27 protein-coding genes and 1 pseudogene are annotated in these 25,367 nt (G+C 68.8%); 16 read left to right on the top strand and 12 right to left on the bottom strand.

All coding sequences use genetic code 11. The annotated features are described in order from the left end of the window. The first annotated feature begins 48 nt into the window (after positions 1-48). The 8 genes from GGR88_RS12730 to GGR88_RS12695 all read left to right on the top strand — a co-directional run bounded on the left by GGR88_RS12730 (position 49) and on the right by GGR88_RS12695 (position 6,159). The gene (locus GGR88_RS12730; RefSeq protein WP_167955571.1) at positions 49-462 is read left to right on the top strand and encodes an RrF2 family transcriptional regulator; all 414 of its coding nucleotides are present in this window, start codon (positions 49-51) and stop codon (positions 460-462) included. Next, positions 462-1,925, top strand: a complete 1,464-nt coding sequence (sufB, locus tag GGR88_RS12725; RefSeq protein ID WP_167955569.1) for a Fe-S cluster assembly protein SufB — start codon at positions 462-464, stop codon at positions 1,923-1,925. The genes GGR88_RS12730 and sufB overlap by 1 nt, the downstream gene beginning before the upstream one ends. Further along, positions 1,922-2,104: a hypothetical protein gene (locus tag GGR88_RS12720; protein ID WP_167955567.1), complete on the top strand. Its 183-nt coding sequence runs from the start codon at positions 1,922-1,924 to the stop codon at positions 2,102-2,104. The genes sufB and GGR88_RS12720 overlap by 4 nt, the downstream gene beginning before the upstream one ends. Further along, positions 2,097-2,855: a Fe-S cluster assembly ATPase SufC gene (gene sufC / locus GGR88_RS12715; protein WP_167955565.1), complete on the top strand. Its 759-nt coding sequence runs from the start codon at positions 2,097-2,099 to the stop codon at positions 2,853-2,855. The genes GGR88_RS12720 and sufC overlap by 8 nt, the downstream gene beginning before the upstream one ends. Continuing rightward, positions 2,852-3,937 carry a SufD family Fe-S cluster assembly protein gene (locus GGR88_RS12710; RefSeq protein WP_167955563.1) on the top strand — a complete coding sequence of 362 codons (1,086 nt, stop codon included), beginning with the start codon at positions 2,852-2,854 and terminating at the stop codon, positions 3,935-3,937. The genes sufC and GGR88_RS12710 overlap by 4 nt, the downstream gene beginning before the upstream one ends. A 163-nt stretch (positions 3,938-4,100) precedes the next feature. After that, positions 4,101-5,315 (top strand): cysteine desulfurase, encoded by a 1,215-nt coding sequence (locus tag GGR88_RS12705; RefSeq protein WP_425338487.1) that lies wholly within the window; start codon positions 4,101-4,103, stop codon positions 5,313-5,315. Beyond that, positions 5,312-5,788 (top strand): SUF system Fe-S cluster assembly protein, encoded by a 477-nt coding sequence (locus GGR88_RS12700; RefSeq protein ID WP_167955561.1) that lies wholly within the window; start codon positions 5,312-5,314, stop codon positions 5,786-5,788. The genes GGR88_RS12705 and GGR88_RS12700 overlap by 4 nt, the downstream gene beginning before the upstream one ends. After that, positions 5,788-6,159 (top strand): HesB/IscA family protein, encoded by a 372-nt coding sequence (locus tag GGR88_RS12695; protein WP_167955559.1) that lies wholly within the window; start codon positions 5,788-5,790, stop codon positions 6,157-6,159. Before GGR88_RS12700 ends, GGR88_RS12695 begins: the two co-directional genes overlap by 1 nt. Positions 6,160-6,161: 2 nt before the next feature. Here the strand turns inward: GGR88_RS12695 and GGR88_RS12690 are convergent, their stop codons facing one another. Continuing rightward, entirely contained in the window at positions 6,162-6,752 is a 591-nt protein-coding gene (locus GGR88_RS12690) for an ankyrin repeat domain-containing protein (protein ID WP_342449802.1), read from the bottom strand. A gap of 104 nt (positions 6,753-6,856) precedes the next feature. Here GGR88_RS12690 and GGR88_RS12685 point away from each other — a divergent pair, with 104 nt between their 5' ends. From GGR88_RS12685 to GGR88_RS12675, 3 genes are read left to right on the top strand one after another with little or no spacing between them, the layout of a single operon-like run. Continuing rightward, complete coding sequence (locus GGR88_RS12685; protein WP_245196916.1) at positions 6,857-7,474, top strand: SCO family protein; 618 nt, start codon at positions 6,857-6,859, stop codon at positions 7,472-7,474. Next, complete coding sequence (locus GGR88_RS12680; protein ID WP_167955555.1) at positions 7,471-7,890, top strand: YcgN family cysteine cluster protein; 420 nt, start codon at positions 7,471-7,473, stop codon at positions 7,888-7,890. The genes GGR88_RS12685 and GGR88_RS12680 overlap by 4 nt, the downstream gene beginning before the upstream one ends. Further along, positions 7,862-8,581, top strand: coding sequence for a M48 family metallopeptidase (locus tag GGR88_RS12675; protein WP_342449801.1), 720 nt, complete (start codon positions 7,862-7,864; stop codon positions 8,579-8,581). Before GGR88_RS12680 ends, GGR88_RS12675 begins: the two co-directional genes overlap by 29 nt. Here the strand turns inward: GGR88_RS12675 and GGR88_RS12670 are convergent. The 8 genes from GGR88_RS12670 to GGR88_RS12635 form a co-directional block, all read right to left on the bottom strand. Then, complete coding sequence (locus tag GGR88_RS12670; protein WP_167955553.1) at positions 8,578-10,704, bottom strand: transglycosylase domain-containing protein; 2,127 nt, start codon at positions 10,702-10,704, stop codon at positions 8,578-8,580. The genes GGR88_RS12675 and GGR88_RS12670 overlap by 4 nt on opposite strands. 49 nt (positions 10,705-10,753) lie before the next feature. Then, on the bottom strand, positions 10,754-11,149 hold the full coding sequence (gene msrB, locus GGR88_RS12665; protein WP_167955551.1) for a peptide-methionine (R)-S-oxide reductase MsrB: 396 nt from the start codon (positions 11,147-11,149) through the stop codon (positions 10,754-10,756). Between the two features lie 31 nt (positions 11,150-11,180). Further along, on the bottom strand, positions 11,181-12,245 hold the full coding sequence (locus tag GGR88_RS12660) for an NAD(P)/FAD-dependent oxidoreductase (RefSeq protein WP_167955549.1): 1,065 nt from the start codon (positions 12,243-12,245) through the stop codon (positions 11,181-11,183). Next, positions 12,224-12,907, bottom strand: coding sequence for a methyltransferase domain-containing protein (locus GGR88_RS12655; RefSeq protein ID WP_167955547.1), 684 nt, complete (start codon positions 12,905-12,907; stop codon positions 12,224-12,226). Before GGR88_RS12655 ends, GGR88_RS12660 begins: the two co-directional genes overlap by 22 nt. Beyond that, the gene (locus GGR88_RS12650; protein ID WP_167955545.1) at positions 12,904-13,956 is read right to left on the bottom strand and encodes a type III polyketide synthase; all 1,053 of its coding nucleotides are present in this window, start codon (positions 13,954-13,956) and stop codon (positions 12,904-12,906) included. Before GGR88_RS12650 ends, GGR88_RS12655 begins: the two co-directional genes overlap by 4 nt. Positions 13,957-14,072: 116 nt before the next feature. After that, complete coding sequence (locus tag GGR88_RS12645; protein ID WP_167955543.1) at positions 14,073-15,554, bottom strand: efflux transporter outer membrane subunit; 1,482 nt, start codon at positions 15,552-15,554, stop codon at positions 14,073-14,075. Next, entirely contained in the window at positions 15,547-18,735 is a 3,189-nt protein-coding gene (locus GGR88_RS12640) for an efflux RND transporter permease subunit (RefSeq protein ID WP_167955541.1), read from the bottom strand. The genes GGR88_RS12645 and GGR88_RS12640 overlap by 8 nt, the downstream gene beginning before the upstream one ends. Before the next feature lie 6 nt (positions 18,736-18,741). Then, a complete protein-coding gene (locus GGR88_RS12635) occupies positions 18,742-20,001 on the bottom strand; it encodes an efflux RND transporter periplasmic adaptor subunit (RefSeq protein WP_167955539.1) in 1,260 nt (419 codons plus the stop codon). Between the two features lie 198 nt (positions 20,002-20,199). Here GGR88_RS12635 and GGR88_RS15535 point away from each other — a divergent pair. The 3 genes and pseudogenes from GGR88_RS15535 to GGR88_RS12625 all read left to right on the top strand — a co-directional run. Continuing rightward, positions 20,200-20,283, top strand: a pseudogene (locus tag GGR88_RS15535) (TetR family transcriptional regulator); the annotation flags it as partial. A gap of 12 nt (positions 20,284-20,295) precedes the next feature. After that, positions 20,296-20,727, top strand: coding sequence for a TetR/AcrR family transcriptional regulator C-terminal domain-containing protein (locus GGR88_RS12630; protein ID WP_342449819.1), 432 nt, complete (start codon positions 20,296-20,298; stop codon positions 20,725-20,727). Between the two features lie 135 nt (positions 20,728-20,862). After that, entirely contained in the window at positions 20,863-21,579 is a 717-nt protein-coding gene (locus GGR88_RS12625) for a porin (RefSeq protein ID WP_167955535.1), read from the top strand. Here the strand turns inward: GGR88_RS12625 and GGR88_RS12620 are convergent. Further along, positions 21,552-22,124, bottom strand: coding sequence for a thiamine phosphate synthase (locus GGR88_RS12620; RefSeq protein ID WP_167955533.1), 573 nt, complete (start codon positions 22,122-22,124; stop codon positions 21,552-21,554). The two genes, GGR88_RS12625 and GGR88_RS12620, sit on opposite strands and share 28 nt — an antisense overlap. Positions 22,125-22,148: 24 nt before the next feature. On the opposite strand from GGR88_RS12620, the gene GGR88_RS12615 reads away from it, so the two are divergent. Both GGR88_RS12615 and GGR88_RS12610 read left to right on the top strand, forming a co-directional pair. Beyond that, positions 22,149-22,817, top strand: coding sequence for a YggS family pyridoxal phosphate-dependent enzyme (locus GGR88_RS12615; RefSeq protein WP_167955531.1), 669 nt, complete (start codon positions 22,149-22,151; stop codon positions 22,815-22,817). Continuing rightward, positions 22,814-23,506 (top strand): HAD family hydrolase, encoded by a 693-nt coding sequence (locus GGR88_RS12610; protein ID WP_167955529.1) that lies wholly within the window; start codon positions 22,814-22,816, stop codon positions 23,504-23,506. Before GGR88_RS12615 ends, GGR88_RS12610 begins: the two co-directional genes overlap by 4 nt. On the opposite strand, the gene ribA is transcribed toward GGR88_RS12610, so the two are convergent. Together ribA and GGR88_RS12600 are read right to left on the bottom strand one after the other, a co-directional pair. Then, positions 23,503-24,552: a GTP cyclohydrolase II gene (gene ribA, locus GGR88_RS12605; protein WP_167955527.1), complete on the bottom strand. Its 1,050-nt coding sequence runs from the start codon at positions 24,550-24,552 to the stop codon at positions 23,503-23,505. The two genes, GGR88_RS12610 and ribA, sit on opposite strands and share 4 nt — an antisense overlap. Further along, positions 24,549-25,337: an exodeoxyribonuclease III gene (locus GGR88_RS12600; RefSeq protein ID WP_209023392.1), complete on the bottom strand. Its 789-nt coding sequence runs from the start codon at positions 25,335-25,337 to the stop codon at positions 24,549-24,551. The genes ribA and GGR88_RS12600 overlap by 4 nt, the downstream gene beginning before the upstream one ends. Positions 25,338-25,367: the final 30 nt, after the last annotated feature.

Raw genomic sequence — 25,367 nt, 5'->3', positions numbered from 1 at the left:
CGTCGCCACATGCAATCCGACGAAATTGATCGGATTGCTTCAACCCTCATGCGCCTGTCTTCCCTCAGCGACTATGCCGTGGTGCTGATGTCCGCGGCCGTCCGGCTGGATGTCGGCGGCGGGCGGCTGACCGCGACGCTGCTGGCGGAGGAAACGGGCGTGCCGCTGCCAACCGCGCAGAAGCTGATGGGCCGGCTGGCCGCAGCCGGGCTGTTCCGCTCCGGGCGGGGCACCGGCGGCGGCTTCACCCTCGCGCGCACCGCGGCCGAGATCAGCCTGGCCGACATCGTCGAGGCGGTGGAGGGCCCGATCGCACTGACATCCTGCGTGGAGGGCGGCGGCAAGGGCCCCTGCCAGATCCACGACGACTGCCGCGTCCGTCCGCAGATGGACGCGGTCAATGGGGCCGTTCGCGGCGCGCTGTCCGGCGTGACGCTCGCCAGCCTGTCCGGAGTTCACTGATGGCCACGAAGAATGCCGAGGCGATCGCCGCGGCCAACAAGAAGTACGAGTGGGGTTTCGCCACCGACATCGAACAGGACTTCGCGCCCAAGGGGCTGAGCGAGGACACCGTCCGTTATATCTCCGCCAAGAAGGGCGAGCCCGAATGGATGCTCGACTGGCGGCTGAAGGCCTACCGCATGTGGCTTGAGCTGGAGGCGCCGGACTGGGCCAAGCTCAACGTGCCGCCGATCGATTATCAGGACGCCTACTACTACGCCGAGCCCAAGGTGAAGCCGACGCTCGCCTCCCTGGACGAGCTCGATCCCGAGATCCGCCGCACCTACGAGAAGCTGGGCATCCCGATCGAGGAGCAGAAGGTGCTCGCCGGTGTCGAGGGCGCTCGCAAGGTGGCGGTGGATGCCGTCTTCGACAGCGTCTCCGTCGCCACCACCTTCAGGAAGGAGCTGGAGGCCGCCGGCGTCATCTTCCGCTCGATCTCGGAGGCGATCCGCGAATATCCCGATCTTGTCCGCCGCTGGCTGGGCAAGGTCGTGCCGCAGCGCGACAATTATTTCGCCACGCTCAACAGCGCGGTCTTCTCCGACGGCACCTTCGTCTACATTCCCGAGGGCGTCCGCTGCCCGATGGAGCTGTCGACCTATTTCCGCATCAATGCGGAGAACACGGGCCAGTTCGAACGCACGCTGATCGTCGCCGACAAGGGCAGCTATGTCAGCTACCTGGAGGGCTGCACCGCGCCGATGCGCGACGAGAACCAGCTGCACGCCGCCGTGGTCGAGCTGGTCGCGCTGGACGATGCCGAGATCAAATATTCGACCGTCCAGAACTGGTACCCGGGCGACGAGAACGGCCTTGGCGGCATCTACAACTTCGTCACGAAGCGTGCGCTGTGCCAGGGGCGGAATTCTAAGGTCAGCTGGACGCAGGTCGAGACCGGCAGCGCCGTCACCTGGAAATATCCGTCCTGCGTGCTGGCGGGCGACGGGTCGGTGGGCGAGTTCTACTCGGTCGCCGTCACCAACAACCTGCAGCAGGCCGACACCGGCACCAAGATGATCCATCTTGGCAAGAACACCCGGTCGACCATCGTGTCGAAGGGGATCAGCGCGGGGCGCAGCGACAACACCTATCGCGGCCTGGTCCGCGTCGCGCCTACGGCAGAGAGCGTCCGCAACTTCACCCAGTGCGATTCGCTGCTGCTGGGCGACCAGTGCGGCGCGCACACCGTGCCCTATATTGAGGTCAGGAACCCGACCGCGACGATCGAGCATGAGGCGACGACGTCGAAGATTTCGGACGACCAGATGTTCTACGCCACGCAGCGCGGCCTCGACCAGGAGGCGGCGGTGGCGCTGATCGTCAACGGCTTCGCGCGCGAGGTGCTGCAGCAGCTCCCGATGGAGTTCGCGGTGGAGGCGCAGAAGCTGTTGGGGATCAGCCTTGAGGGGAGTGTCGGGTGACAATCTTTGTGGAAGAGGCATTCGCCAGCCAGCTTCAGGCTTTGGCCTCTAGTTGTCAGTTGAACCTAAGCTTTGACGATGACGCTGGCTTTGGTCGGGTAGCTTTTAGCGGCGTCAAAGAAGACGTGATGATTTTAGCTGTTGGGCGACCAGAAGGATGCCGCGCGCATTATGCTTGAAATCAACAACCTCCACGCCGAAGTCGACGGCAAGCCGATCCTGAACGGCCTCTCCCTGTCCGTGAACGCGGGCGAGGTGCATGCGATCATGGGGCCGAACGGCGCGGGCAAGTCGACGCTCGCCTATGTGCTGGGCGGGCGGCCCGGCTACGACGTGACCGGCGGCTCGGTGACGCTGGACGGAGCCGACCTCCTGGAGATGGAGCCGCACGAGCGGGCCGCCGCCGGCCTGTTCCTCGGCTTCCAATATCCCGTCGAGATCCCCGGCGTGTCCAACGTGCAGTTCCTGCGTGAGGCGGCCAATGCACAGCGCGCCGCGCGCGGGGAGCCGGCGCTGTCGGGCGCGGACTTCCTCCGCCTCGCCAAGGCGCAGGCCGAGGGCCTGTCCATGTCGATGGACATGATGAAGCGGCCGGTGAACGTCGGCTTTTCGGGCGGCGAGAAGAAGCGCGCCGAGATGGTGCAGATGGGCATCCTCGACCCGAAGCTCGCGATCCTCGACGAAACGGACTCCGGCCTCGACATCGACGCGCTGCGCATCGTCGGCGACGGGATCGAGCGGATCATGCGCAAGCCCGACCGCGCCGTCATCCTCATCACCCATTATCAGCGGCTGCTGGACCATGTCCGGCCCGATCAGGTGCACATCCTGTCGGCCGGCCGCATCGTCCGCTCGGGCGGGCCGGAGCTTGCCCACGCGCTGGAGCGTGAGGGCTATGCCGCGCTCGGCCTGGAGGATGCCCGGTCTTGACCCTGACGCTCCCCTCCGCGCGCGAGGAAGCATGGCGCTGGACCGACCTGTCCGGCCTGCCCGCCATCGTCGCCGCTGTGCCTGATGCCGGGCGCGACGCGCTGGCGCTGGCGGCGATGCCGGCGGCGATCGCGTCGGAGCGGACGGACACGCGCCTGTTGTTCGTTGACGGCGTGCTGCACTCGTCCAGCACGCCCGGTCGCGTCCGCCTGTCGGCGGTTGATGCGCGCACCGATCATGCGCTCGGCCGGCACGCCACCGCCGACGGCTGGACGCTGGACCTGGCGCCCGGCCAGATCGCCAATGTCGAGGTCGTGCATGTCGCGACCGGCGCCGCATCCCATGTACCCGCCCATGTCATCCTGGCGCCCGATGCGGTGGCCAGCGTCACCGAGACCTTCGTGGGCGACGGGTGGACCAATCGCTTCTTCCGCGCGGAGCTTGGCAAGGGCGCCCGGCTGATGCGCGCGGTCCGGCTGCTCCATGCCTCGGGCTTCCAGTCGCTCCGCGACGAAGCGCTGCTGGGGGAAGGCGCCAGCCTTGTCGCCACCGTTCTCGGCGCCGGCGAAGGCTCCAGCCGGGTCGATGCGCTCGTCACCATCGCGGGCGAGCAGGCCTTTGCCGAATATGGCGGCGCGATGCTGGCGCGCGGCGAGCAGCGCCACGAGGCCGCCGCCGTCGTCCGCCACGCCGCACCCCACGGCCAGTCGCACCAGAGCTGGCGCGCGGTCGCCGACGATCGTGCGGTCGCCAGCCTGGCGGCGCGTGTCGAGGTGGCGCGCCATGCGCAGAAGACCGACGGCATCCAGTCGCTGAAGGGCCTGCTGCTCAAGCGCACGGCGACGGTGAACATCAAGCCGGAGCTGGAGATCTTCGCCGACGACGTGAAATGCGCGCACGGCGCCACGGTGGGGGAGCTCGACCGGCAATCGCTCTTCTATCTCGCCAGCCGCGGCGTCGACCCGGCGCGTGCCCGCGCGATCCTCACCCGCGCGTTCGTGGCCGACGCGCTCGACCGGATCGGCGAGGAGGCGGTGCGCGATGCGTTCGTGGCCGATGCAGACCGCTGGCTGGACGCATGACGGCGCACGCACATCCGGCGCTGTCCTACAGCCCCCCATCCGTGGCAGGACGGTCGGCGATGCGCGGCCTCAACTTGTTCGCTTGCCTTCCCGGGATCGTGCGGGAAGCGGCGGAGGGGCGAAGTTTACGCCGACGTGTCGTCAATTTCGTCAACTTCCGGCCATGATGCTCGACCGCGCCTCCCGCCCGCTCGATCGGGTGTCCGACTTTCCGGCGATCCCGGACGGCTGGGCCTATCTCGACACCGCCGCCACCGCGCAGAAGCCCCAGCCGGTGATCGACGCCATCGCGCGCGCCTATGGCGAGACCTACGCCACCGTGCACCGCGGCGTTTATGCGCGATCGGCCGACATGACCGTCGCCTATGAGGCCGCCCGCACGCGCGTGGCCGGTTTCATCGGGGCAGCCGCGCCGGAGGAGATCGTCTTCGTTCGCGGCGCGACCGAAGGCATCAACCTGGTCGCGCAGACCTGGGCAGCCACCACCCTGCGCCCGGGCGACCGCATCCTGCTGTCGATGCTTGAGCATCACTCCAACATCGTCCCGTGGCAGATGGCGGCCGAGCGCGCGGGCGCTTTGATCGATGTCTGCCCGCTGACGGAAGACGGCCGCATCGACCTGGACGCGGCCGAACGGATGCTGACGCCGGCGCACAAGCTGGTGGCGTTCGCGCATGTGTCAAACGTGCTGGGGTCGATCCTCGACGCGCGCCGCGCCGCCGACCTGGCGCATGCGGTGGGCGCCAAGCTGCTGCTGGACGGGTGCCAGTCCGTGCCACGGATCGCGGTCGACGTGACGGCGCTCGACTGCGACTTCTATGTGTTTTCGGCGCACAAGCTTTATGGCCCTACCGGGATCGGCGTGCTCTGGGCGCGCGGCGACCTGCTGTCGGCCATGCCGCCCTGGCAGGGCGGCGGCGCGATGATCGACCGCGTGTCTTTTGCCGGCTCCACCTATGCTCCGCCGCCCGCGCGGTTCGAGGCCGGGACGCCGCACATCGTCGGTGCGCTCGGGCTGCATGCCGCGATCGACTATGTTGACGGGATCGGCCTGGACGCCATCCACGCGCATGAAGCCGCGCTGGTCGCGGCTGCGCGGGATCGTCTCGGCGCGATCAACAGCGTGCGGCTGTTCGGGCCGGCCGACTCCGCCGGCATCGTCTCCTTTGCCGTCGACGGGGTGCATCCGCACGATGTCGGCACCATATTGGACGAAGCGAAGGTGGCGATCCGGGCGGGCCATCACTGCGCGCAGCCGCTGATGGAGGCGCTGGGCGTTCCGGCGACCGCCAGGGCCAGCTTCGGCGTCTACAACAGCGCCGCCGATGTCGACGCGCTGGTGGCGGGCATTGAACGGGTAACGAGGATTTTCGGATGAACGAGCATCGCCAGATCGAGGTGGAGGAAGTGGACGCCGTCGCGCCGCCGCCGCGTGCGCGGGTCGACGATGCTGCTGCCGCCCCCGCCGCTCCGGCGGAGCGCAAGCGCGACTATCTGGCCGGCTTCCTTGCGCAGACCCCGGCGGAACTGCCGGCCGGGGAGCCGGGGGGCGACCTCTACGAAGCCGTCGTCCACGCGCTGAAGGACATCTTTGATCCCGAAATCCCGGTCAACATCTACGACCTGGGGCTGATCTACGGCGTCGAGATCGACGGCAACGGCTCGGCCAAGGTAAAGATGACGCTCACCACGCCGCACTGCCCTGTCGCGGAATCGATGCCGGGCGAGGTGGAGATGCGCGTGTCGGCCGTGCCGGGCATCCGCGATGCCGATGTGGAGCTGGTCTGGGATCCGCCCTGGGATCCCGCCAAGATGTCGGACGAAGCGCGCCTCGAACTGGGGATGCTCTGATGGCCGACGCCGCCACCGCTCCCGCACGGACCCGTGCGCGCCCCGCCGCGCTCATCCTCACGCCCTCTGCCGAGCGGCGGATCGCCGACCTGATGGCACGCGCGCCGGAGGGTGCGGTGGGCGTGAAGCTGTCGACGCCGCGGCGCGGATGTTCCGGCCTCGCCTATTCGGTCGACTATGTCACCGCCGCCAACCCGATGGACGAGCGCATCGACACGCCCGGCGGCACCTTCTTCGTCGACGGCGGCTCGCTGCTTTACTTGATCGGGTCGACCATGGACTGGGTGGAGGACGACTTCACCGCCGGCTTCGTGTTCCAGAACCCCAACGCCAAGGGCGCGTGCGGCTGCGGCGAAAGCTTCACCGTCTAGGATCAGTTGGGGCCGGCCACCGGTCGGTTGTCGCGCGGCGTGGCCGTCTCGCGCGCGGTGTCCATCAGCCGCAGGATCACGGCCGATCGACCATCGCGGCGGGCATAATCGCGGGCCGACATGCCGGCGGTGGAATCGGTCCGGTCGGGATCGGCCCCCGCCGCCAGCAGCAGCCGGGCGGTGGATGCGTCGCGGTTCTGCGTCGCCAGGATCAGCGGCGTCTCGCCCGACTGGTTGGCAAGGTCCACGGTGGCGCGACGCGCGATCAGCGCCTGCACGCCCTCGGTGAAGCCGATGCGCGCGGCAACGATCAGCGGCGTGTCGCCCGCTTCATTGCGCGCGTTCGCATTGGCGCCCTTGCCGAGCAGGAAGTTCAGCCAGGTGCTGTTGCGCTGGCGGGCAACGATGTGGAGCGCGGTGTCACCGGTCGAACGGTCCCGCGTGTCGACCAGCGTCGGTCCGCTGGCGCCGTCCAGAAGGTCGTTGACCTTGTTGCCGTCATTCTCCCGCACCGCCTTCAGGAAGGTGTAGCTGTCGGAGAAGGTCTGCGCCGCGGCCGGCATCGCCGCCGCGCCGATCAGGACCGCCGCCACGGCGCTGCGAAAGGAGGAGTGAGCCATTGAAACGTCTCTCGAATTTGCCTGCGCGCTCTGTGGCCGCCTTCCGACCCGGCTTGCAAGTCCCCATCTGGACCCGCATGGCTGTGCCCAGAATGAACGCCCTCCGCATCCTTGTCGCAAGCGCCCTCATCGGCGCCGGGCTTCCCGCCTGCACCGCCGGCGGCGCCGATGCCGCGCCCGAGGTCGCGCCGCTCGCCGGCACGAAGATCGGCGGACCCTTCACCCTCGTCAACGGGGACGGGCAGACGGTGACCGATCGCGACTTCGCCGGCAAATACCGGCTGATGTACTTCGGCTACACCTTCTGCCCCGACGTCTGCCCCGTCGACATGCAGCGCCTGGCCGCGGGGTATCGCAAGCTCGCGAAGGAGGATCCGGCGCGCGCCGCGCGGCTGCAGCCAATCTTCGTGACTGTCGATCCCCAACGCGACACGCCCGCCGTGGTGAAGCAGTTTACCGCAGCTTTCGATCCGCGCTTCGTCGGTCTGACCGGCAGCCCGGAAGCAATCGCGCGTGTCGCCGATGCCTATCTGATCCCCTACGCCAAGCGGGAGGGCGCGACCCCGGGAAGCTACCTGGTTGACCATGGCCGGCAGGCCTATCTGATGGCACCGGACGGATCGCCCGTCGCGCTGATCCCGCAGGACGGCACACCGGACGAGATCGTCGCCGAGCTGCAGCGCTGGATGCGATGACCTATTGGGAAACAAAGCCGCTCGCCGCGATGGACCGGGGCGAATGGGAAGCGCTGTGCGACGGCTGCGGCCGGTGCTGCGTGCACAAGCTGGAAGACGACGAGACGGGCGAGATCCTGCCCACGAACGTCGCGTGCCGGCTGCTCGATCGCCACAGCGGGCGCTGCTCCGACTACCGGAACCGCCGCGCCCATGTGCCCGAATGCGTCCGGCTGACACCGGCAAAGCTGCGCACGCTCGACTGGTTGCCCGCCACCTGCGCCTATCGGCTGCTGGAGGAAGGAAAGCCCCTGCCCGGCTGGCATCCGCTGGTCAGCGGCGACCCGGAGTCGGTGCATCGCGCAGGCATTTCGGTGCGTGGCTGGACCGTGTCGGAGGACGACGTGGGTGATCTGGAAAACCACATCCTCGACTGACCGGCTGCCGCGGTTCGGCGACCGCACGATCGTGGTGGCGCGCAATCGCCGCGCCCGATCGCTGAAGCTGAGCGTGGATCCCGCGAGCGGCACGGTGCGGCTCGGCCTGCCCTGGCGCCAGCCGCTCGCCCCCGCCCTCGCCTGGGTCGAAACCCGGCGTGGATGGGTGGAGGCGCAGCTTGCATCGCTGCCCGTGGCGCGGCCCATCGCCCCTGGCATGACGCTCTGCATCGGCGGGGATCCGCTTGTCCTCGACTGGTCGATCGAGCATCCCCGCACCCCGGCGCGCCGGGGCGACCGGCTGGTGGTGGGTGGGCCGCGTGAGCTGCTGCCGGCCCGCGTGCTCCGCCACCTCCGCGTCGAGGCACTTGCGACCTTGACCCGGGAGAGCCGGGCGCTTGCGGACGCCAATGGTCTCGATCTGACGCAGGTGTCCGTTGGCGATCCGCGTCGCCGCTGGGGCAGCTGCGCGGCGGACGGGCACATTCGCTACAGCTGGCGCCTGATCATGGCGCCCGCCTTCGTTCGGCACAGCGTCGTCGCGCACGAGGTCGCCCATCTGCGCGAACATCACCATGGCCCGTCGTTCCACGCATTCGCGGATCGGTTGCTGGGTGGAAGCCATGTGCCGGCGCGTGATTGGCTGGCGGCCCACGGTGCGGCCCTGCACTGGTTCGGACGAACCGCCTAGTAGATGCCGTCCGGCTCGCCTCGTTGCGGTTGAACGGGGCGGGCCGGCGGGGTGGAGCGCGGTTCGGCGGGCTCGCGTGGCTGATCCTCTCGCGATCGGGTGCCGCGGCCGAGCACCTCGTCGATCCAGTCCTGATCGGGCTCCTGCTCCTGCTCGGGCGCGGCGGCGGGTCCATCGAAGCGCGGGTCGCGCCCGCCGACCGGATTGCCGTTCTCGTCCACGAAGCGCTGGTCACCCGGCGCTGCCGCCGAAGGATCGATCCCATTGTCGGGATCGCCGAAATAGGCTTCCTCGTCGGGCTCCATCTGCCACTCGGGCAGCGTCACCTCGGTTGCGAAGGCTTCCACCGGCCGTCTGGCTACCGCCGTGCGCATGAAGTCGGCAAAGGCGCGGGCAGGCGCCGTGCCGCCCTGCAGCCCGCCCACCGCCCGCGCGTCGTCGCGGCCCATCCAAACGCCTGTGGTCAGCCCGCTGGAAAAGCCCAGGAACCATCCGTCCTTGTTGCTGCTGGTGGTGCCGGTCTTGCCCGCTACCGGGCGTCCGATATCGGCGGCACGTGCGCTGCCGGTGGTGACGGCAGACTGCATCAGGTCAACCATCTCGGCTGCAACCCAAGGGGTCACCAGCACGCGCGAGGTGTCCACCTCGTGCTCGTAGAGGAGGCGCCCGTCTGCCGTTGCGACACGGGTGATGCCGTAGGGCGTGACTGCCACGCCGCGCTGCCCTACCGAGGCGTAGGCACGCGTCATGTCGATCAGCCGCACATCGGACGTGCCGAGCGTGATCGACGGGTCGACGCTCAACGGCGACGTGATGCCGAACCGGCGTGCCATGTCCGCCACCGTGCCGAAGCCGACATCCTGGCCAAGCTTGGCCGCGATCGTGTTGATCGAGTAGGCAAAGGCGGACCGCAGCGTCATCGCGCCGGAAAAGCGCCGGCTGCTGTTGCGCGGACTCCAGCCGTTGATGTTGATCGGCTCGTCGACGACTGTGTCTTCGGGCGTATACCCGGCTTCCAGCGCCGCCAGGTAGACGAACAGCTTGAACGCCGATCCCGGCTGGCGCGTCGCCTGGGTCGCGCGGTTGTAGTTGGACGATACGTAATCCTTGCCGCCGATCATCGCGCGCACGGCGCCATCCCGATCAAGCGACACCAGCGCGCCCTGAACCCCGGACGGCGTGTTGGCGCGGATCGAACGCTCCGCCGCGGCCTGCATGCGCGGATCGATGGTGGTCCACACGTCGATCGGTTCGCTGGTCTCGTCGATCAGCGTGTCGAGCTGCGGCAGTGCCCAGTCCGTGAAGTACCGGACGCTGGTCTGGTTCTCCTCCGGGGCCGGCCGAACCTCGCCGAAGTCGACGTTGCTTGCTTCGGCCGCGGACACCACGCCTTCGCGCCGCATCAGACGCAGCACCACCTGCGCGCGTGCGACCGCCGCATCGGCATCGGCGGTCGGCGAGTAATTGGACGGTGCCTTCACCAAGCCTGCGATGATCGCGGCTTCGCCGGTGCTCAGCTCGGTCGCGGGATGGCCGAAGAAGCGCCGGGATGCGGCGTCGATGCCATAGGCGCCGCCGCCAAAATAGACCTTGTTCAGGTAAAGCTCGAGGATCTCGTTCTTGGAGAATTTCCATTCGAGGGCGAGCGCAAGGATGCCTTCCTTGATCTTGCGGCCATAGCTGCGGTCGTTCGTCAGGAAGATATTGCGGGCAAGCTGCTGGCTGATCGTGGACACGCCGCGCACGCGGTTGTCGCTCTCGAAGCTGACCTTGATGCCCCGGGCGATGCCGATCGGATCGACGCCCGGATGGCTGCGGAAGCGCCGATCCTCAACGGCGACGATCGCCCCCGCCATGACAGGGGGAATGTCGCGATAGGCCAGCCACTCGCCATAGCTTGGCCCCAGCGAGATCAGCACGCTGCCGTCGGCCGCGCGAACGCGGATCATCTGCCCATTGGGGCTCGACCGCAGCGCATCGAAGCTCGGAAGCGACGCAGCCTGGAGGCCGACGGCGGTCAGCAGGCCGATGAGCAGCACGGCACCGATGACCAACCCGATCTGGATCAGCCTTCGAATGACGCCCGGGCGGCGCTTGCGAGTGCGAGGGGGCGTCGTTGCCATTGATCTTGGCCGCCTGTCTATCGACAGGCGGTCGCACTCACAAGTAGGCCTACGGCTGCTTCTCGAAGTCGAGCGCGGCGCTGTTCATGCAGTAGCGCAGCCCTTCGGGCCCAGGGCCATCAGGAAACACATGGCCGAGGTGACTTTCGCAGCGGGCGCAACGAACCTCGATCCGGCGCATGCCGTGGCTGACATCCTCGAGCAGCTCGACCGCATCGGCAGATACGGGAGCGGTGAAGCTGGGCCAGCCGGAGCCGCTGTCATATTTCTCGTCGGACCGGAACAAGGGCGCGTTGCACGCCGCGCAATGATAAAGACCGGTGTCCTTGTTGGCATTGAGCGCGCCGGTGAAGGCCCGCTCCGTGCCGGCCTGGCGCAGGATGTGATACTGCTCAGGCGTCAGGCGGTCGCGCCACTCGGCGTCGGTGAGGGTCAGCTTGTCCATGCGATGGATGTGGGCACCGCGCTGGCGTTGTTCAATCGGGCACCCGGGTCGTGCGAGCAACGAGGCTCACGAGGCCGGGCACTCCCGCGGCGAGCGCCGGAGCCAATGTGCGCAGCCGACCCTCGCCCAGGTGGCGGATGACGCCTGCGACCGCCATCGGCGCACGCACCCGACGCGCGGTTGCCCGTTGCCAGGGAGGCGCGGCCGCGACCCCGTCCCGATCGAATGCGCGCGCCGCGGACATCCCGGACATGAGCGCGATGCCCATGCCCTCTCCCGCAAGCGACGGGATGACGGCGGCCTGATCGCCGATCCGGAAGCAGCCCGGCAGCGCCGCGTTTGCGCGCCAGCCATAAGGGACGCCAGCGATCGCATCGATCGGAACGCCTTCGGAACCCTGCAGCCGATCGGCAAAGGCGGGTGATTCCGCTGCCAGTCGCATCAGCAGCCGCCTGGGATCACCGCTCGCCTCCGTCAGGCGGGACTTGGCGATTGCCAGGCAGATGTTGGCGCGGCCGTCCTCCTGCAGCACGATACCGGCATAGCCGCCGCGAAACAGGTGAAGTTCGATCACGCCGCTGAGGCCGGGGGTGGCCTCGGCCCGCACGCGCAGGCCGAGCGTCGGATCGGCGCCAGTCCGCCCCCGCGGCGCGCCGCGAACGTCATGCTTGCCGACCGCAAGGAACAGCGCCTCAGCCGACAGAGTTGCCCCGTTCCCGAGCCGAACCGCGCCGTCGGCAACTTCGCGAACATGGATGCCGCGCTCGACGCCTGCCCCGCTGACCGCGGCCCGGTCGAGGAGCGCAGCGTCGAGCCAACGACGTGAAATGCCGATCGCGGGCGCGGGCAGGTCTGCCTCGGCGCGATGGCGTCCCGCGACAATCCGCAGTCGGGTAACGCGGTGGCCGGGCGGATCGATGCCGAGCGTCGCCAGCCGCTCCACGCTGCGCCAAGACAGGAAGCCGCCACACAGCGCATCGGCAGGCTCCCGGCTCCGTTCCACCAGCAGCGGCCGATGACCGGCGCGGGCGAGCGTGATGGCGGCCGCGCTGCCGGCCGGTCCGCCGCCGACGATCAGCGCAGCCGTTCGACGCATAGCCGGAAGGGGAAGCGGCGGCGGACCTGCGCGGACACGCCGGCTTCCGCCAGGATCGCGTGCCAGTCGGACGAGCGGAACGCCCGCGCGATCGACAGCTGACCGTCGGACCGGACGATCGGGTGCGCGCGCATCAGCCGGGCGAGCACCGGGTAACCGAGATGCGCGGCGCGGTGGCGATGAAGGTCGTTGACGAACCAGCCGACGCGCGCCTCCCGGTCCATGAAGCGTAGGAATCCGGTGAGCTCGCCCGGCGTCATGTGGTGCGCGACGAGGCTGCTGAGAACGACGTCCCAGCCCTGCCCGGCAAGGTCGCGGTAGTCGCCTGTCAGGTAGCGGATGGCTCCTGCAGGACCATATCCGGCGGCAACCGCCGCACTGTTGGGATTGAGGTCGATCCCGACCAGGTCGACCGTCACGTCGCGACGATCAGCCCACCGCGCGATTGTGCGGAGCATGTCGCCGGCGCCGAAACCAACGTCCAGAATGCGGAGCTGACGCGATGCCCGTGCCGCGCGATCGAGAAACGCCAGGGTCGGACGGGCGGCGAGCGTGACCGCGTTGACCCGCGCAAGATCGTGCAGAACGGCTGCGTAGACGCGTGGATCGAGGTCGGCTGCATCCATCGCCTCTTCGGCGATTGCGCGCTGGCTGAGGCTCATGCGCTGTGGAACCGGAAGCCTTCGGCGGCAAGGCCGGGACCGAAGGCGAGCGCGATCCCGCGCGACACAGGGCGATCCATCATGCGCGCGAGCACGAACATCAGCGTCGCCGACGACATGTTGCCGTTGGCGGACAGCACCGCACGCGAGTCGTCGAGCGCGGCCGGCGGCAGGTTTAGCGCGCCCGCCACGGCATCGAGGATCGAGCGACCGCCCGCATGCACCGCCCAGGCATCCGGCTCGCTGCCGTCGACAAGGAGATCGCGCACGGGGCCGGCAGCAAGGGCGGTGGCGATCCGGCCCGGGACCTCACCCGACAGATGCATGGCAAAGCCCGTGTCGCCGATGTCCCAGCGGATCAGGTCGGCACTGTCGGGAAGTGCGGCCGCGAACGGATCGGTGATCTCCAGCCCGGCCGGGTCCGCGGACAGGATCGCGGCGGCAGCACCATCGCCGAACTGAAGCATGGCGAGCAACGGCTCGAGCGCGACGGCGGGCTGAAGGTGAAGCGTCGACAGCTCCACCGTGACGACGAGCACGCGGGCCGCCGGATCGGACCGGACGATGTGACGAGCCGAGCGAAGCGCCGCGACCGCCGCATAGCATCCCATGAAGCCCACCAGCAGGCGCTCGGTGCTCGCCGGCAGGCCGAGCCGTTCGGCCAGGATCTGATCGATGCCGGGCGCGACGAAGCCGGTGCAACTGGCCACCACCAGGTGCGTGACCGGACCGAGTGACACGTCAAGCGCGCGGACTGCCCGCTCCGCCAATGCCGGCGCCTCTGCCGCGTAGATGGCCATGCGCCGGGACGTCGGCGGCATGTCGCCTGCGGCATAGAAGCCGTCGGCCGCGACCGGCGAGCCGCCGGTATCGGTCGGCGGAAGGACGGACCAGCGTGCGCCGATGGCGGCTCGGGCCGCCATGCGCGCAAACAGCTTGCGCTCCCGCGCATCGGCAAGACGACCGGTCGCCCAATCCACAAAGGCGTGGTGGATGTCGTGGGAGGGAACCGCGGTTGCGATGCGGTTGATGAAGACAGGCAGGGACACGCGGTGCTTTCAAGGGACGAACGGGTAACGCAGCGCCCGCAGGATCGGACCCGGAAACGCCCCGACGGTTTAGCCCTTTGCGGCGCCCGCGCCACCTTCGTCCATCGATGGTCGCGTCAGCTGGCGGGCGCGCCTTCCACCAGTCCACCGCCCAGCGCGACATAGAGCGAGACGCGGTTGAGTGCTTCCTGTCGGCGCAGCTGGAGGAGCGCGGACTGCGCGGTGAAAAGCTCGCGCTCCGCATCCAGCACCTCGAGGAAGGTGGAGACGCCTTCGCGGTAGCGCGCGCGCGCGACGCCGACGATCCGCTCCTGCGCCTCGACCGCGCGGGTGGCCGCGGCGACCTGATCCGACAGGTAGCGGCGGCCGGCGAGAGCATCCGACACCTCCTGGAACGCGCCTTGGACGGTGCGTTCATAGGTGGCGACCGCGATGTTCTCCCGCGCACGGGCGACATCCAGCTGTGCCTCGCGCCGGCCCCAGTCGAAGATCGGCAGCGAAAGCGCGGGCCCGACCGAATAGGTGAAGCCGCGATCGGTGAAGAGATCGCCAAGCTCGTTGGATGCAAAGCCGAGGGTACCGGTGAGCGAGATCGACGGGAAGAAGGCAGCTCGCGCCGCGCCGATGTTCGCACGCGAGGCTCGCAGCTGAAGCTCCGCCTGCAGCACGTCGGGACGTGCAACCAGCAGCTCGGACGGCAGTCCCGCCGCAACGGTGGGGGTGACCTGCTGCGCCAATGTGAGCGGCGTGGGCAGCGAAGCGGTGGTCGGCCCGCCGACCAGAACCATCAGCAGATTGTCGGCCTGCGCGCGCTGCAGCCGCACGGCTCCCAGCTCCGTCTCCGCCTGGGTCAGCAGCGCCTCGGCCTGGCGGAAGTCGAGCGAGGACGTGACGCCCGCCTCGAAGCGGCGCCGGGCGAGCGCCAGGCCACGCTGGCGGCTCTCCACTGTCCGCTGCGCCAGCACGATGCGCTCGTCCGCCTCTCGCGCGGACAGATAGGCGGAGGCGACGTCGCGGATCAGGGTCAGGCGGAAGGCACGCTCCGCCTCCACCGTCGCCAGATACTGGTCGCGCGCGGCCTGCGACAGGTTGCGGACCCGGCCCCAGAAATCGAGCTCGAACGCGGACACGCCGACGTTGGCCGTGAACTGGTTGAAGGTGAACCCGCTGGGCGTGTCGGCAGTCCCGTCGCCCTCGCCGTCCTCGCCATCGACCGGCGGAATGACGGCGCCGCCCGCAAGCCCGCCGAACTGCCCCAGTCCCGCCGTGCCGGTGCGCGTCCGCGACGCGCCAAGATTGCCGCCGATGGTGGGTAAGCGATCGGCATCCTGGATGCGGTAGGTGGCGCGCGCCTCCTCGATGCGGCCGACGGCGACCGCGAGGTCGCGATTGCGGCGCAACGCCTCTGCCACCAGCGCCTCCAGCCGCGGATCGGCGAAGAAGTCGCGCCAGCCGATCTCGGTCGCTCGCACACCCGGCACCACGCCCGACGGATCGACATAGTCGGCCGGCGTGGGTGCGGTCGGCAGCGTGTGCGGCGGCGCGAGGTTGCAGCCGGCGAGCAGCAGCGCGGCAGTGACGACGAACGGCTTACGCATGGTGGGGCCGGGCCTCCAGGATCTCGCCATCCGGGCCGCGCTTCTCACCCGGCGCGGGTGGGCGGCGCTTGGACAGGTATTTGCGGACCGCAAGGTAGAAGAGCGGGATGAAGAAGATGCCGAGCAGGGTCGCTGCGATCATCCCGCCCATCACGCCCGTGCCGACCGCGATGCGGCTGGCGGCGCCGGCACCGCTGGCGATCACCAGCGGCACCATGCCGAGGATGAAGGCGAGCGAGGTCATGATGATCGGGCGCAGGCGCAGCTTCACCGCCTCCATCGTGGCATCGAAGGCGTTCTTGCCCTCCGCCTCCGCCTCGATCGCGAACTCCACGATCAGGATGGCGTTCTTGGCGGACAGGCCGATGATCGTGATGAGGCCGACGTTGAAGTACACGTCCGCCGACAGACCGCGGAGCATCGAGAAGATCACCGATCCGAGCACGCCGAGCGGCACCACCAGAAGCACCGCGATCGGTACCACCCAGCTTTCGTAAAGTGCCGCCAGCACCAGGAACACGACCACCATCGACAATGCCAGCAGAAGGCCGATCTGACCCGCCGACTGCTGTTCCTCATAGGAGATGCCGGTCCATTCGAAGTCGAATCCGTCGGGCAGCTGCTCGGCCAGGCGCGCCATCTCGGCCATCGCCTCGCCGGTCGAGCGGCCGGGCGCGGCCTGTCCGGAAATCGTCATCGCTGCATAGCCGTTGTAGCGCTGCAGCTGCGGGGGGCCCGCAGTCCATTCGACATCGGCGAAGGACCCGAACGGCACGATGCCGCCCGCCGCGTTGCGCACGGGAAGGTTCAGCAGGTCGTCAGGCGTCATCCGCTGCGGCGCGTCGGCCTGCAGCAGCACGCGCAGGATGCGGCCGTCGCGGGTGAAGTCGTTGGCGTAGGCGGAGCCGAAGGCGAGGCCGAGCGCGGCATTGACCTCGCCGATCGACAGCCCGAGCGCGCGCGCCTGCACACGATCGATGTTCACGCGCAGCTGAGGCGCGTCCTCCTGCCCTTCCGGCCGGACGCCGACCAGCACGGGGCTCTGCATGGCGAGGCCGAGCAGCTGGTTTCGCGCGGCGAGCAGCGCGGGATAGCCGGCGTTGGCGCGGTCCTCGAGCTTGAAGGTGAAGCCGCTTGCGGTGCCGAGTTCCTGGATCGACGGCGGCGACAGCGAAAAGACCATCGCTTCCTTGATGCTCATGAAGGCGCCCATGGCCTTGCCGGCAAGCGTGGACGCGCTGTTCTCGACGCCTTCGCGTTCCTCCCAGGGATGAAGCGAGGTGAAGGCGATGGCATTCGCCTGACCCTGCCCGAAGAAGGAGAAGCCGCGCACATAAACCGTGTTCGCGACCTGCGGCTGCTGCTGATAGAAGGCCTTCACCACGTTGCCGGCGATGTCCGTGCGCTGCGTGGTGGCTCCCGGCGGCGCCTGGATGACCGTGATCAGATAGCCCTGATCCTCCTGCGGCAGGAACGCGCCCGGCAGTCGGAAGAACAGGAAGGCGGCGAGCCCGACGAGCAGAACGAACACGGCCAGGAAGCGCAGTGGCGCGCTCAGGATTCGGCCGACACCGTGCTGATACCGGTCGGTGGTCCGCCCGAACCAGTTGTTGAAGCCGTTGAAGAAGCGGTCGGTGGCCTGGCCGATGCGGCCCTGGCGCGGCGCCGATTCCTCGGCATGCGGCTTCAGGAAGGTGGCGCAAAGCGCCGGGGTAAGCGTCAGCGCGAGCAGTGCCGAGAAGCCGATCGAGATGGCGAGCGTCACGGAGAACTGGCGGTAGATGCCGCCCGTCGATCCGGGGAAGAACGCCATCGGAATGAACACAGAGATGAGCACCAGCGTGATGCCGATGATGGCGGTGGTGATCTGCCCCATCGCCTTCACCGTCGCCTTGTACGGCGACAGGCCCTCGTCGCGCATGATGCGCTCCACATTCTCGATCACGACGATGGCGTCATCGACGAGAATGCCGATGGCCAGCACCATGCCGAACAGCGTCAGGACGTTGATCGAAAAGCCGAACAGCCACAGCCCCAAGGCCGCACCGGCCAGCGCGATCGGAACGACGATGGTGGGGATCAGGGTCGCGCGCCAGTTCTGCAGGAACAGGAACATGACGAGGAAGACAAGCACCATCGCCTCGACCAGCGTCTTGACCACCTCTTCCACCGACACCTCGATGAAGGGCGTGGTATCGAACGGGATGGCGTAGCCTATATCCTGCGGGAAGCCTGCGGACAGCTCCTCCAGCCGCACCTTCACCGCCTCTGCGGTTGCAAGCGCGTTCGCGCCCGGCGTCTGCTGCACGGCGATGCCCGCCATCGTGCGCCCGTTCAGCTCCGTGGAAAAGAGATAGGATTCCGCGCCAAGCTCCACCCGCCCCACATCGGCTAGGCGAACCGCAGACCCGTCGGGGTTGGCGCGCAGGATGATCTGCTGGAACTCTTCGGGCGTCTGGAGGCGCCCCTGCGTCACCACCGTGGCATTGATCTCGGCCCCTTCGGCCGTCGGCTGGTCGCCGATCTGCCCGCCCGGGGTCTGGCTGTTCTGTTCGCGCACGGCAGCCAGCACGTCGGCCGAGGACAGGCCGTAGCTCGCGACCTTTTCCGGATCGAGCCAGATGCGCATGGCGTAGGGCGGCGAGAAGGACTGGATGTTGCCCACGCCTTCGATGCGGCGGAGCTCGTCGACGATGCGGCTGGAGGCATAATTGCCAAGCTCCAGGGTCGGCGTGTTGCCCGACTTGGAGGTGATCGCGATGATCATCAGGAAGCCGGTATTGGCCTCCTCCACCTGGACGCCCTGGCGCCGGACTTCTTCCGGCAGGCGCTGCTCCACGCGGCGCAGGCGGTTCTGCACATCGACCTGCGCGGTGTCGATGTCGGTGCCCGCCTCGAACGTGATGGTGACCGTCGCCGTGCCGTTCGACTGGCTGGACGAGGCCATGTAGAGGAAGCCCTCGACCCCGTTCAGCTCCTGCTCGATCACCTGGGTGACGTTGGTCTCCAGCACCTGGGCGTCGGCGCCCGGATAGGTGAAGGTGATGGTGAGCGAGGGCGGCGCGACGCTTGGGTATTGCTCGATCGGCAGCGCGCGCAGCGCGATGAAGCCCGACAGGAGGATGCCGAGCGCGATCACCCAGGCGAAGATCGGGCGGTCGATGAAGAAACGGGGCGACATGGGCGATCAGTTCCCTTGCGCGGAGGACGTGCCCTGCGGTGCTGTGCCGCCCGGTGCGTTCGCACCGGGCGCCTGGGTCCCGGGCGCGGCCTGCCCGGCCGGACGGGTGGGTGCACGCCCACCGGCCGACGGCGGCGGTCCGCCGGGCGCGGCGATGCGGACGGGTTGACCCGGCTGAACCTTCTGCGCGCCATCGACGATCACCCGGTCGCCCTCGCGCAACCCGGACAGGACGACCCAGGAGCCACCCTGCAGGTCGCCGACCCGCACGGGACGAGCCTCGGCCACGTTGTTGCGGCCGACCACCATCACGGATCCGCCCTGCGTCGACATCTGCACCGCACGCTGCGGCACGACGATGCCTCCGGGTCGCGTTCCGGCCTGGATGCGCGCCCGCACGAACTGTCCGGGGATCAGCATGCGACCCGGGTTGGTGAACTCGGCGCGCAGCGCCGCGGTGCCCGTCGCCTCGTCGATCGACAGGTCGAAGAAGTCGATGAAGCCGGCGTTGCCGTAGACGGTGCCGTCCTCAAGGATCAGGTTGACCGGGATACGATTGACGTTGCCGAGGTTGAGTCGGCCCGAGCTGATCTCCTGCCGCAGATTGAGGAGGTCGGAACTCGACTGGCCGAAATTCACATAGACACGGTCGATCTGTTCGATCCGGGTGAGCGGCTCGGCCTGGTTCGCGGTGACATAGGCGCCCTCGGTCACCGCCGCCCGCCCGACGCGGCCGGAAATCGGCGCCGTCACGGTTGAATAGCCGAGGCCGAGCTGCGCGGTTTCCACCTGCGCGGCGTTCTGCTGCACGTCCGCTTCCGCCGTCCGGACAGCGGCCACCGCCGCGTCATATTCCTGGCGGCTGACCGCGCCGTCAGCCAGCAACGGCTGATACCGGCGCACGACCGCCTGTGCGTTGGCGAGCGTGGCGCGGGCGCGGGCCAGCGATGCGCGCGCGCCGCTCAGCGTCGCCCGGAACTCACGCGGATCGATGCGGAACAGCACGGCACCGGCCCGCACATCACTGCCTTCGTCGAACACGCGCGCCTGGACGATGCCGTCGACCCGGCTGCGAACCTCGGCGATCCGGAACGCCTGCACGCGTCCTGGCAGCTCGACGACGTTGGTGACGGGCTGCGACCTGACCGTCATCACGCTCACCTCCGGCGGCGGCGGGGCACCGCCCTGCTGCTGATCGGCACCGCCGCCGCAGCCGGCAAGAACCAGAAGAAGGCTTGCCGAAAGGATGGGCCGAAGGGGTCGCATGGACCGTTTCTCCGTTGAGGGCAGGATCTGAACAGTTGATTGTGCGGCGCAATATTGTAATGATGATTACACGTCAAATGGAAAAAGGAGCCGCTGTTGATCCCTCCGTGCCAGCCCGCCGGCGCCACGCGCCGTGACGACCGCCGGCAGGCGATGCTGGACGCGGCGGAGGCCTTGTTCATGTAGCGCGGGTTCGAGCGCACAAGCCTGGCGGCTGTTGTGGAGCGGTCGGGCGGATCGCTGGCGACGCTCTACAGCCATTTCGAGAACAAGCAGGGCCTTCTGAAGGCGGTGATGGAGCGCAGCCGCGAGATGAAGCTTGCCGGGCTGATGGAGGCGGTGGACGGCGCGGACACCTGCTGCGAGGCGCTGAAGACGCTGGCTCTGCGCTTCCACGACTTCCTGAACGCACCCAGCGCCGTCGCGATGATGCGGATCATGATCGCGGAAAGCCTTCGCGACCCGGTGTTCGCGCGCCAGTTCTATTGCCGTGGGCGCGACGAGGTGACGGCGGAGGTGGCCGCGCTGTTCCAACGCTGGGCGTACTCCGGGCGCGCAGCGATCGACGATGCGGGGGAGGCGGCGGCCCTGTTCATGGCGACCACGCTCAGCGACACGCAGATCAACGCGATGGTGCCCGCCGAAGGCAGGCCGTGCCGCGAAGCCGAGCATGCTCGCCTGATCTGGCGGGTTGAGCATTTTTGTAAGGGGTTCGGCATCCGTTAACCATGTCGCGCGTAGAGGTCCTGTTGTGGGCCATTTGCAACAGGGTGGAGGATTCGACCGGCGGCGCGGGAGCGTGATTGTCGGTTCGATCGTAATTCCTGTAAGCGGAATGCCGAAGTCGTATCAGGGGACGTGATGAAGGTCGGGCGCGCTTGGCTGGCGGTTGCGGGAGGCGCGTTGATTGCGTCCGCCCTCGCTGTCGTGCCTGCGGTTGGCGCGCCGAGCACGGTTGATCGGCGGGTTGCGCGTCCGGCGCCGACTCGCTCGATCGGCACCTTCACCCCCGCAGCCGCCGATCCGCGACTCGCCGCCAGCCTGCTGCGTGCCGGTGCTTTGGGGGGCAATCTTCGCTTCACGCCATCATCGGCCGTGCGCGGCACCGCGCGGGCCATGACCGTCGCGGTGCGGTCGTCGAGCAACCGACCGGCAAGCGTCGCCGAGCGAGTCGCTGCCCAGAGCCAGGAAGCCGCCGGCGTCGGGATCGCGCCTGTCGCCTACAATCTCGGCGCCTCTGTCGGCTGGCGCCGCTTCTCGCTGGACGGCGACGTGCGGCATGTCGACACCGGGCCGCTTCCGGGCAGCCGGGAGCGGGTGGACGTTGGCGTCAGCTACAATGCGCCGCGGTGGACCGCCCGCATCCAGGCACAGCGCGACGAGCCGCGCGGCACGTCGCGGCTGGTGTCTGAAGGCGGCAGCTATTCGGTGGACGTGGGCGGATCCTACAGGCTCACCCGCAACATCGATCTGACGGCGGGCGTCCGCTACAGCGCAGAACGTGACCGGCTGCAGGCCCGCGCCGATGAGCGACCGGACAGCCAGGCCGTCTATCTCGGTACCGCGTTCCGCTTCTGACCTCCAACGCCGGGTGTCAGCCCGTCGATTGCCGCATAGCCCCATGATCCAGGCAAATGCGGGTCGCGCCTGACGCCGCCTAAGGCGACCACCGGTATCGTTGCCCCTTCTGCCACAAGGCCGAAGCGGCTGCGGCCGAGCGGCCGCGCCCCGGGGTGCGACCTGGTGGCGAAGACTGGCGACAGGAAGACGGCGTCCACCCCCATCCGCTGCGCGCGGATCAGTTGCCGCCGGTCGTGCACCGGCGCGGTGCGCAGCAGTGGTCGATGCGTGCGCGACCTGCTCCAGCCATGAACCCCGTCGGCCCCGTGGCGGAGAGCATCCTCAACGCGGCCCGCCCAAAGGATCACCACGCCCCGCAGACGGGTCAGCCTCCGCAGCCGCGCGAACAGCGCCGCGCGATCTGCTTCGCCGAGCGAATAATGACGAAAGATCATCCCCGCGCCCCGCGGCAGGCGCTCGACCGCCGGGAACAACGCATCGCCCTGCCGCTCATCCGTGAACAGCCAGAGCCGGGGGAGCGGCATGGGGTGGCGGGCGGGCATCTCATCGTCCTATAGCGCCCCGCAATGCAGCATGAAGAGCCCGCCCGCCGCCTGGCCGAGATCCAGCACGCGATCAGCCGTGCCGCGCGGACAGCGCGCCGCGACCCCGCATCCGTGACGCTGATCGCCGTATCGAAAACGCGCACGGCCGACGAGATCCGGCCGCTGATCGACGCGGGCCACCGCGCGTTCGGTGAAAATCGTGTGCAGGAGGCGGAGGGCAAATGGCCGGCGCTGCGTGCCGCCGCCCCTGACATCCGTCTCCACCTGATCGGATCGCTGCAATCCAACAAGGCGGCCGATGCTGTGCGGCTGTTTGACGCCATCCACTCGGTCGATCGTCCAAGCCTTGTGGATGCGCTTGGCAAGGCGGTGGCCGATGCCGGCACCGCGCCCGAGCTGTTCGTGCAGGTCAATGTCGGCGAGGAGCCGCAGAAGGGCGGTGTCGCCCCGCGTGACCTGCCGAGCCTTCTGGACCGTGCCAGCGATCGCGGACTGACGATCGGCGGATTAATGTGCCTGCCCCCCGCCGATGTCGAGCCGGCACCCTATTTCGCGCTGCTCGCCAAGCTCGGCCACGATGCCGGCCTGCCACGGCTCAGCATGGGCATGTCGGGCGACTTTGAAACCGCGGTGACCATCGGCGCCACGCATGTGCGCATCGGCACCGCCCTGTTCGGAGAGCGGGCATGACGCCCAAGGCCATCCTGTTCGATTTCGACGGCGTGCTGATCGAAAGCGAATATGAAGGAAACCGCCACCTTGCAGACTATCTGACCGGCATCGGTCATCCGATCGACGTCGAGGAGACGATGCGGCACTTCATGGGGCTGTCGGGTCACTGGTTCACCGACGCGGTGGAGGCCCGGATCGGCCGCGCGCTGCCCGAAGACTTCTTCGAGGTGCGGCGCGCGGAGAACGAGCGGGTGCTGGCCGCCGGGCTTGACCCGGTGGACGGCGCCATCGCGTTCGTGCGCGCGCTGCCCCCGGCGCTTCCGGTCGCCGTCGCCTCGTCCAGCCGGACGCGCTGGCTTGAGCGGCACCTGGAGCATATCGGGCTCGCCGGCCGGTTCGGTCCGCACCTCTACAGCGGGCAGGAGCATGTGGAGCATGGCAAGCCTGCGCCAGACCTCTACCTCCATGCCGCGCGCCAACTGGGCGTGCGGATCGAGGATTGCGCGATCATCGAGGATTCTCCGATCGGGGTTCGCGGGGCGGCCAAGTCGGGCGGCTTTGTTGTCGGCCTGTGCGCAGGGCGGCACTGCGCCGTCGGGCATGCGCAGCGGCTGCGGGACGAGGGCGCGGACGTCGTTGCCGCCAGCTTCGTCGAGGTGGCCACGCTGCTGCAGATCGACGTGGGGGAGGGGGTCGCAGCCCGCTAGAGCTGGTGCCCGGTGCGGTCACGCTTTGCGTCAAGATAAGCGTGGTTGTGCGGATTGGCGGGGATGGCGAGCGGCACCCGCTCCTGCACGGCAATGCCGGCGGCACGAAGCGCATCGACCTTCGCCGGGTTGTTGGTGAGCAAGCGGATGCGGCTCTGCCCCAACAGCGTCAGCATCCGTGCCGCAACGCGGAAGTCGCGCGCGTCCATGGCAAAGCCCAGTCGCACGTTGGCATCATAGGTGTCGAAGCCCTGGTCCTGCAGCCGATAGGCTCTGAGCTTGTTCACCAGCCCGATCCCGCGCCCTTCCTGCCGCAGGTAGAGGAGGATTCCCCACCCCGCCCCGCCGATCGCGCGAAGCGCACCGGACAATTGCGGACCGCAGTCGCAACGAAGCGAGCCGAGCACGTCCCCGGTGAGGCATTCGCTGTGCAGGCGGACGAGCGGCGGCGTGCCGTCCGGCCGACCGACGATCAGCGCGACATGCTCTGCCGCATCGTGCGGCCGGCGGAAGGCGACGATCTCCGAGATCTCGGCAGCCGCGACCGGCAGGCGCGCGCGGGTGACGATCGCCAGGCTTTCCACCGCCTCGTGCGCCGACACATCGGCGGGCGTGACGATGGCCGCGGGCTCCGCCTCGCCGACGAAGAAGGCCGGTAGCAGCCCGGCGATGCGGGCAAGCTCCAGCGCCGCCGTGGCGGCCTCCCGGTTGACGAGCGGCAGTGCCTCGAACGGTCCCTTCAACGGCGTGGCGAGATCAAGCGTGGGGTCGGAAATCGCGACCGCACCGGCCAGGTCGATCCATGGTGCGCGGGCGATCAGGACCGGCGCGTCGCCATGGCCTGCGTCGCGCTGGTTGGCGAGCTTCAGCGTCGCGGCCCGCCCGCCGGACAGCAGCAGCGAGTGGGGGGCGAAAGACGCGAGCCGCACGTCATCGGCGCTTTCGACCGCCAGCACCGTCAGCCCCGCGCCGCCGTCGCCGACCCGGATCGGCCAGCCGCGGCGAAGCGCATCCACGGCGCGGGCAGCGGCACGCGCGTCGCTCAAAGATCGAACTCGGTGACGATGGGGACGTGGTCGGATGGCTTCAGCCAGGCGCGGCACTCCTCGTGCACCCGGTGCGCGGTGGCCGCCGCGGCCACCGCCGCGCTCGCCCACATATGGTCCAGCCGTCGGCCGCGGTCGGACGCCGCCCAGTCCTTCGCGCGGTAGCTCCACCAGGTGTAGAGCCGCTCCGGCGGGGGCACGAAGCGCCGGCCGAGATCAACCCAGTCATGTGCGGCCTGCAAGCGGGCAAGCGTCTCGACCTCGATCGGCGTGTGGCTGACGACGTCGAGCAGCTGCTTGTGGCTCCAGACGTCGCTTTCGAGGGGCGCCACGTTGAAGTCGCCTACCAGCAGCGTCGGCACATCGAGCGCGGCGGACCAGGCGATCATGCGCTCGAGGAAATCGAGCTTCTGCCCGAACTTCGGGTTTACGGTCCGATCCGGAACGTCGCCGCCGGCGGGCACATAGACATTCTCCAGCCGCAAGCCGTTTTCCAGCCGCACGCCGACATGGCGCGCCTCGCCGTTCGCCTGCCAGTCGAGCCGGTCGTCCTCTTTCAGGGGCACCCGGCTGACGATCGCGACGCCGTGATGCATCGGTTGGCCGTGCACCACGATGTGGTCGTACCCGCGCGACCGGAAGGCGTCGAAAGGGAACACGTCGTCGCGCGCCTTGGTCTCCTGCAGGCACAGGATATCGGGCTTTGCGTGGTCGAGGAAATCCTCAACGATCCCGATGCGTGCGCGCACCGAATTGATGTTCCAGGAAGCGATGCTGATCGGCATGCCGAGCGCCTAGCGCCTTGGCCGGGGAAA

Source organism: Sphingomonas jejuensis (assembly GCF_011927695.1).
Lineage (GTDB): Bacteria > Pseudomonadota > Alphaproteobacteria > Sphingomonadales > Sphingomonadaceae > Sphingomonas_K > Sphingomonas_K jejuensis.
Note: the sequence above shows the minus strand (reverse complement) of the source record. Positions and strands in the feature narration are given on the sequence as shown.

Excerpts from the sequence above, each read along its gene's own strand:
- GGR88_RS12730 (WP_167955571.1), top strand. The coding sequence starts at position 49 with ATGCGCCTGTCTTCCCTCAGCGACTATGCCGTGGTGCTGATGTCCGCG.
- sufB (WP_167955569.1), top strand. The coding sequence starts at position 462 with ATGGCCACGAAGAATGCCGAGGCGATCGCCGCGGCCAACAAGAAGTAC.
- sufC (WP_167955565.1), top strand. The coding sequence starts at position 2,097 with ATGCTTGAAATCAACAACCTCCACGCCGAAGTCGACGGCAAGCCGATC.
- GGR88_RS12705 (WP_425338487.1), top strand. The coding sequence starts at position 4,101 with ATGATGCTCGACCGCGCCTCCCGCCCGCTCGATCGGGTGTCCGACTTT.
- GGR88_RS12700 (WP_167955561.1), top strand. The coding sequence starts at position 5,312 with ATGAACGAGCATCGCCAGATCGAGGTGGAGGAAGTGGACGCCGTCGCG.
- GGR88_RS12695 (WP_167955559.1), top strand. The coding sequence starts at position 5,788 with ATGGCCGACGCCGCCACCGCTCCCGCACGGACCCGTGCGCGCCCCGCC.
- GGR88_RS12685 (WP_245196916.1), top strand. The coding sequence starts at position 6,857 with ATGGCTGTGCCCAGAATGAACGCCCTCCGCATCCTTGTCGCAAGCGCC.
- GGR88_RS12680 (WP_167955555.1), top strand. The coding sequence starts at position 7,471 with ATGACCTATTGGGAAACAAAGCCGCTCGCCGCGATGGACCGGGGCGAA.
- GGR88_RS12670 (WP_167955553.1), bottom strand. The coding sequence starts at position 10,704 with ATGGCAACGACGCCCCCTCGCACTCGCAAGCGCCGCCCGGGCGTCATT.
- msrB (WP_167955551.1), bottom strand. The coding sequence starts at position 11,149 with ATGGACAAGCTGACCCTCACCGACGCCGAGTGGCGCGACCGCCTGACG.
- GGR88_RS12660 (WP_167955549.1), bottom strand. The coding sequence starts at position 12,245 with ATGCGTCGAACGGCTGCGCTGATCGTCGGCGGCGGACCGGCCGGCAGC.
- GGR88_RS12655 (WP_167955547.1), bottom strand. The coding sequence starts at position 12,907 with ATGAGCCTCAGCCAGCGCGCAATCGCCGAAGAGGCGATGGATGCAGCC.
- GGR88_RS12645 (WP_167955543.1), bottom strand. The coding sequence starts at position 15,554 with ATGCGTAAGCCGTTCGTCGTCACTGCCGCGCTGCTGCTCGCCGGCTGC.
- GGR88_RS12640 (WP_167955541.1), bottom strand. The coding sequence starts at position 18,735 with ATGTCGCCCCGTTTCTTCATCGACCGCCCGATCTTCGCCTGGGTGATC.
- GGR88_RS12635 (WP_167955539.1), bottom strand. The coding sequence starts at position 20,001 with ATGCGACCCCTTCGGCCCATCCTTTCGGCAAGCCTTCTTCTGGTTCTT.
- GGR88_RS12630 (WP_342449819.1), top strand. The coding sequence starts at position 20,296 with ATGGAGCGCAGCCGCGAGATGAAGCTTGCCGGGCTGATGGAGGCGGTG.
- GGR88_RS12625 (WP_167955535.1), top strand. The coding sequence starts at position 20,863 with ATGAAGGTCGGGCGCGCTTGGCTGGCGGTTGCGGGAGGCGCGTTGATT.
- GGR88_RS12620 (WP_167955533.1), bottom strand. The coding sequence starts at position 22,124 with ATGCCCGCCCGCCACCCCATGCCGCTCCCCCGGCTCTGGCTGTTCACG.
- GGR88_RS12615 (WP_167955531.1), top strand. The coding sequence starts at position 22,149 with ATGCAGCATGAAGAGCCCGCCCGCCGCCTGGCCGAGATCCAGCACGCG.
- GGR88_RS12610 (WP_167955529.1), top strand. The coding sequence starts at position 22,814 with ATGACGCCCAAGGCCATCCTGTTCGATTTCGACGGCGTGCTGATCGAA.
- GGR88_RS12600 (WP_209023392.1), bottom strand. The coding sequence starts at position 25,337 with ATGCCGATCAGCATCGCTTCCTGGAACATCAATTCGGTGCGCGCACGC.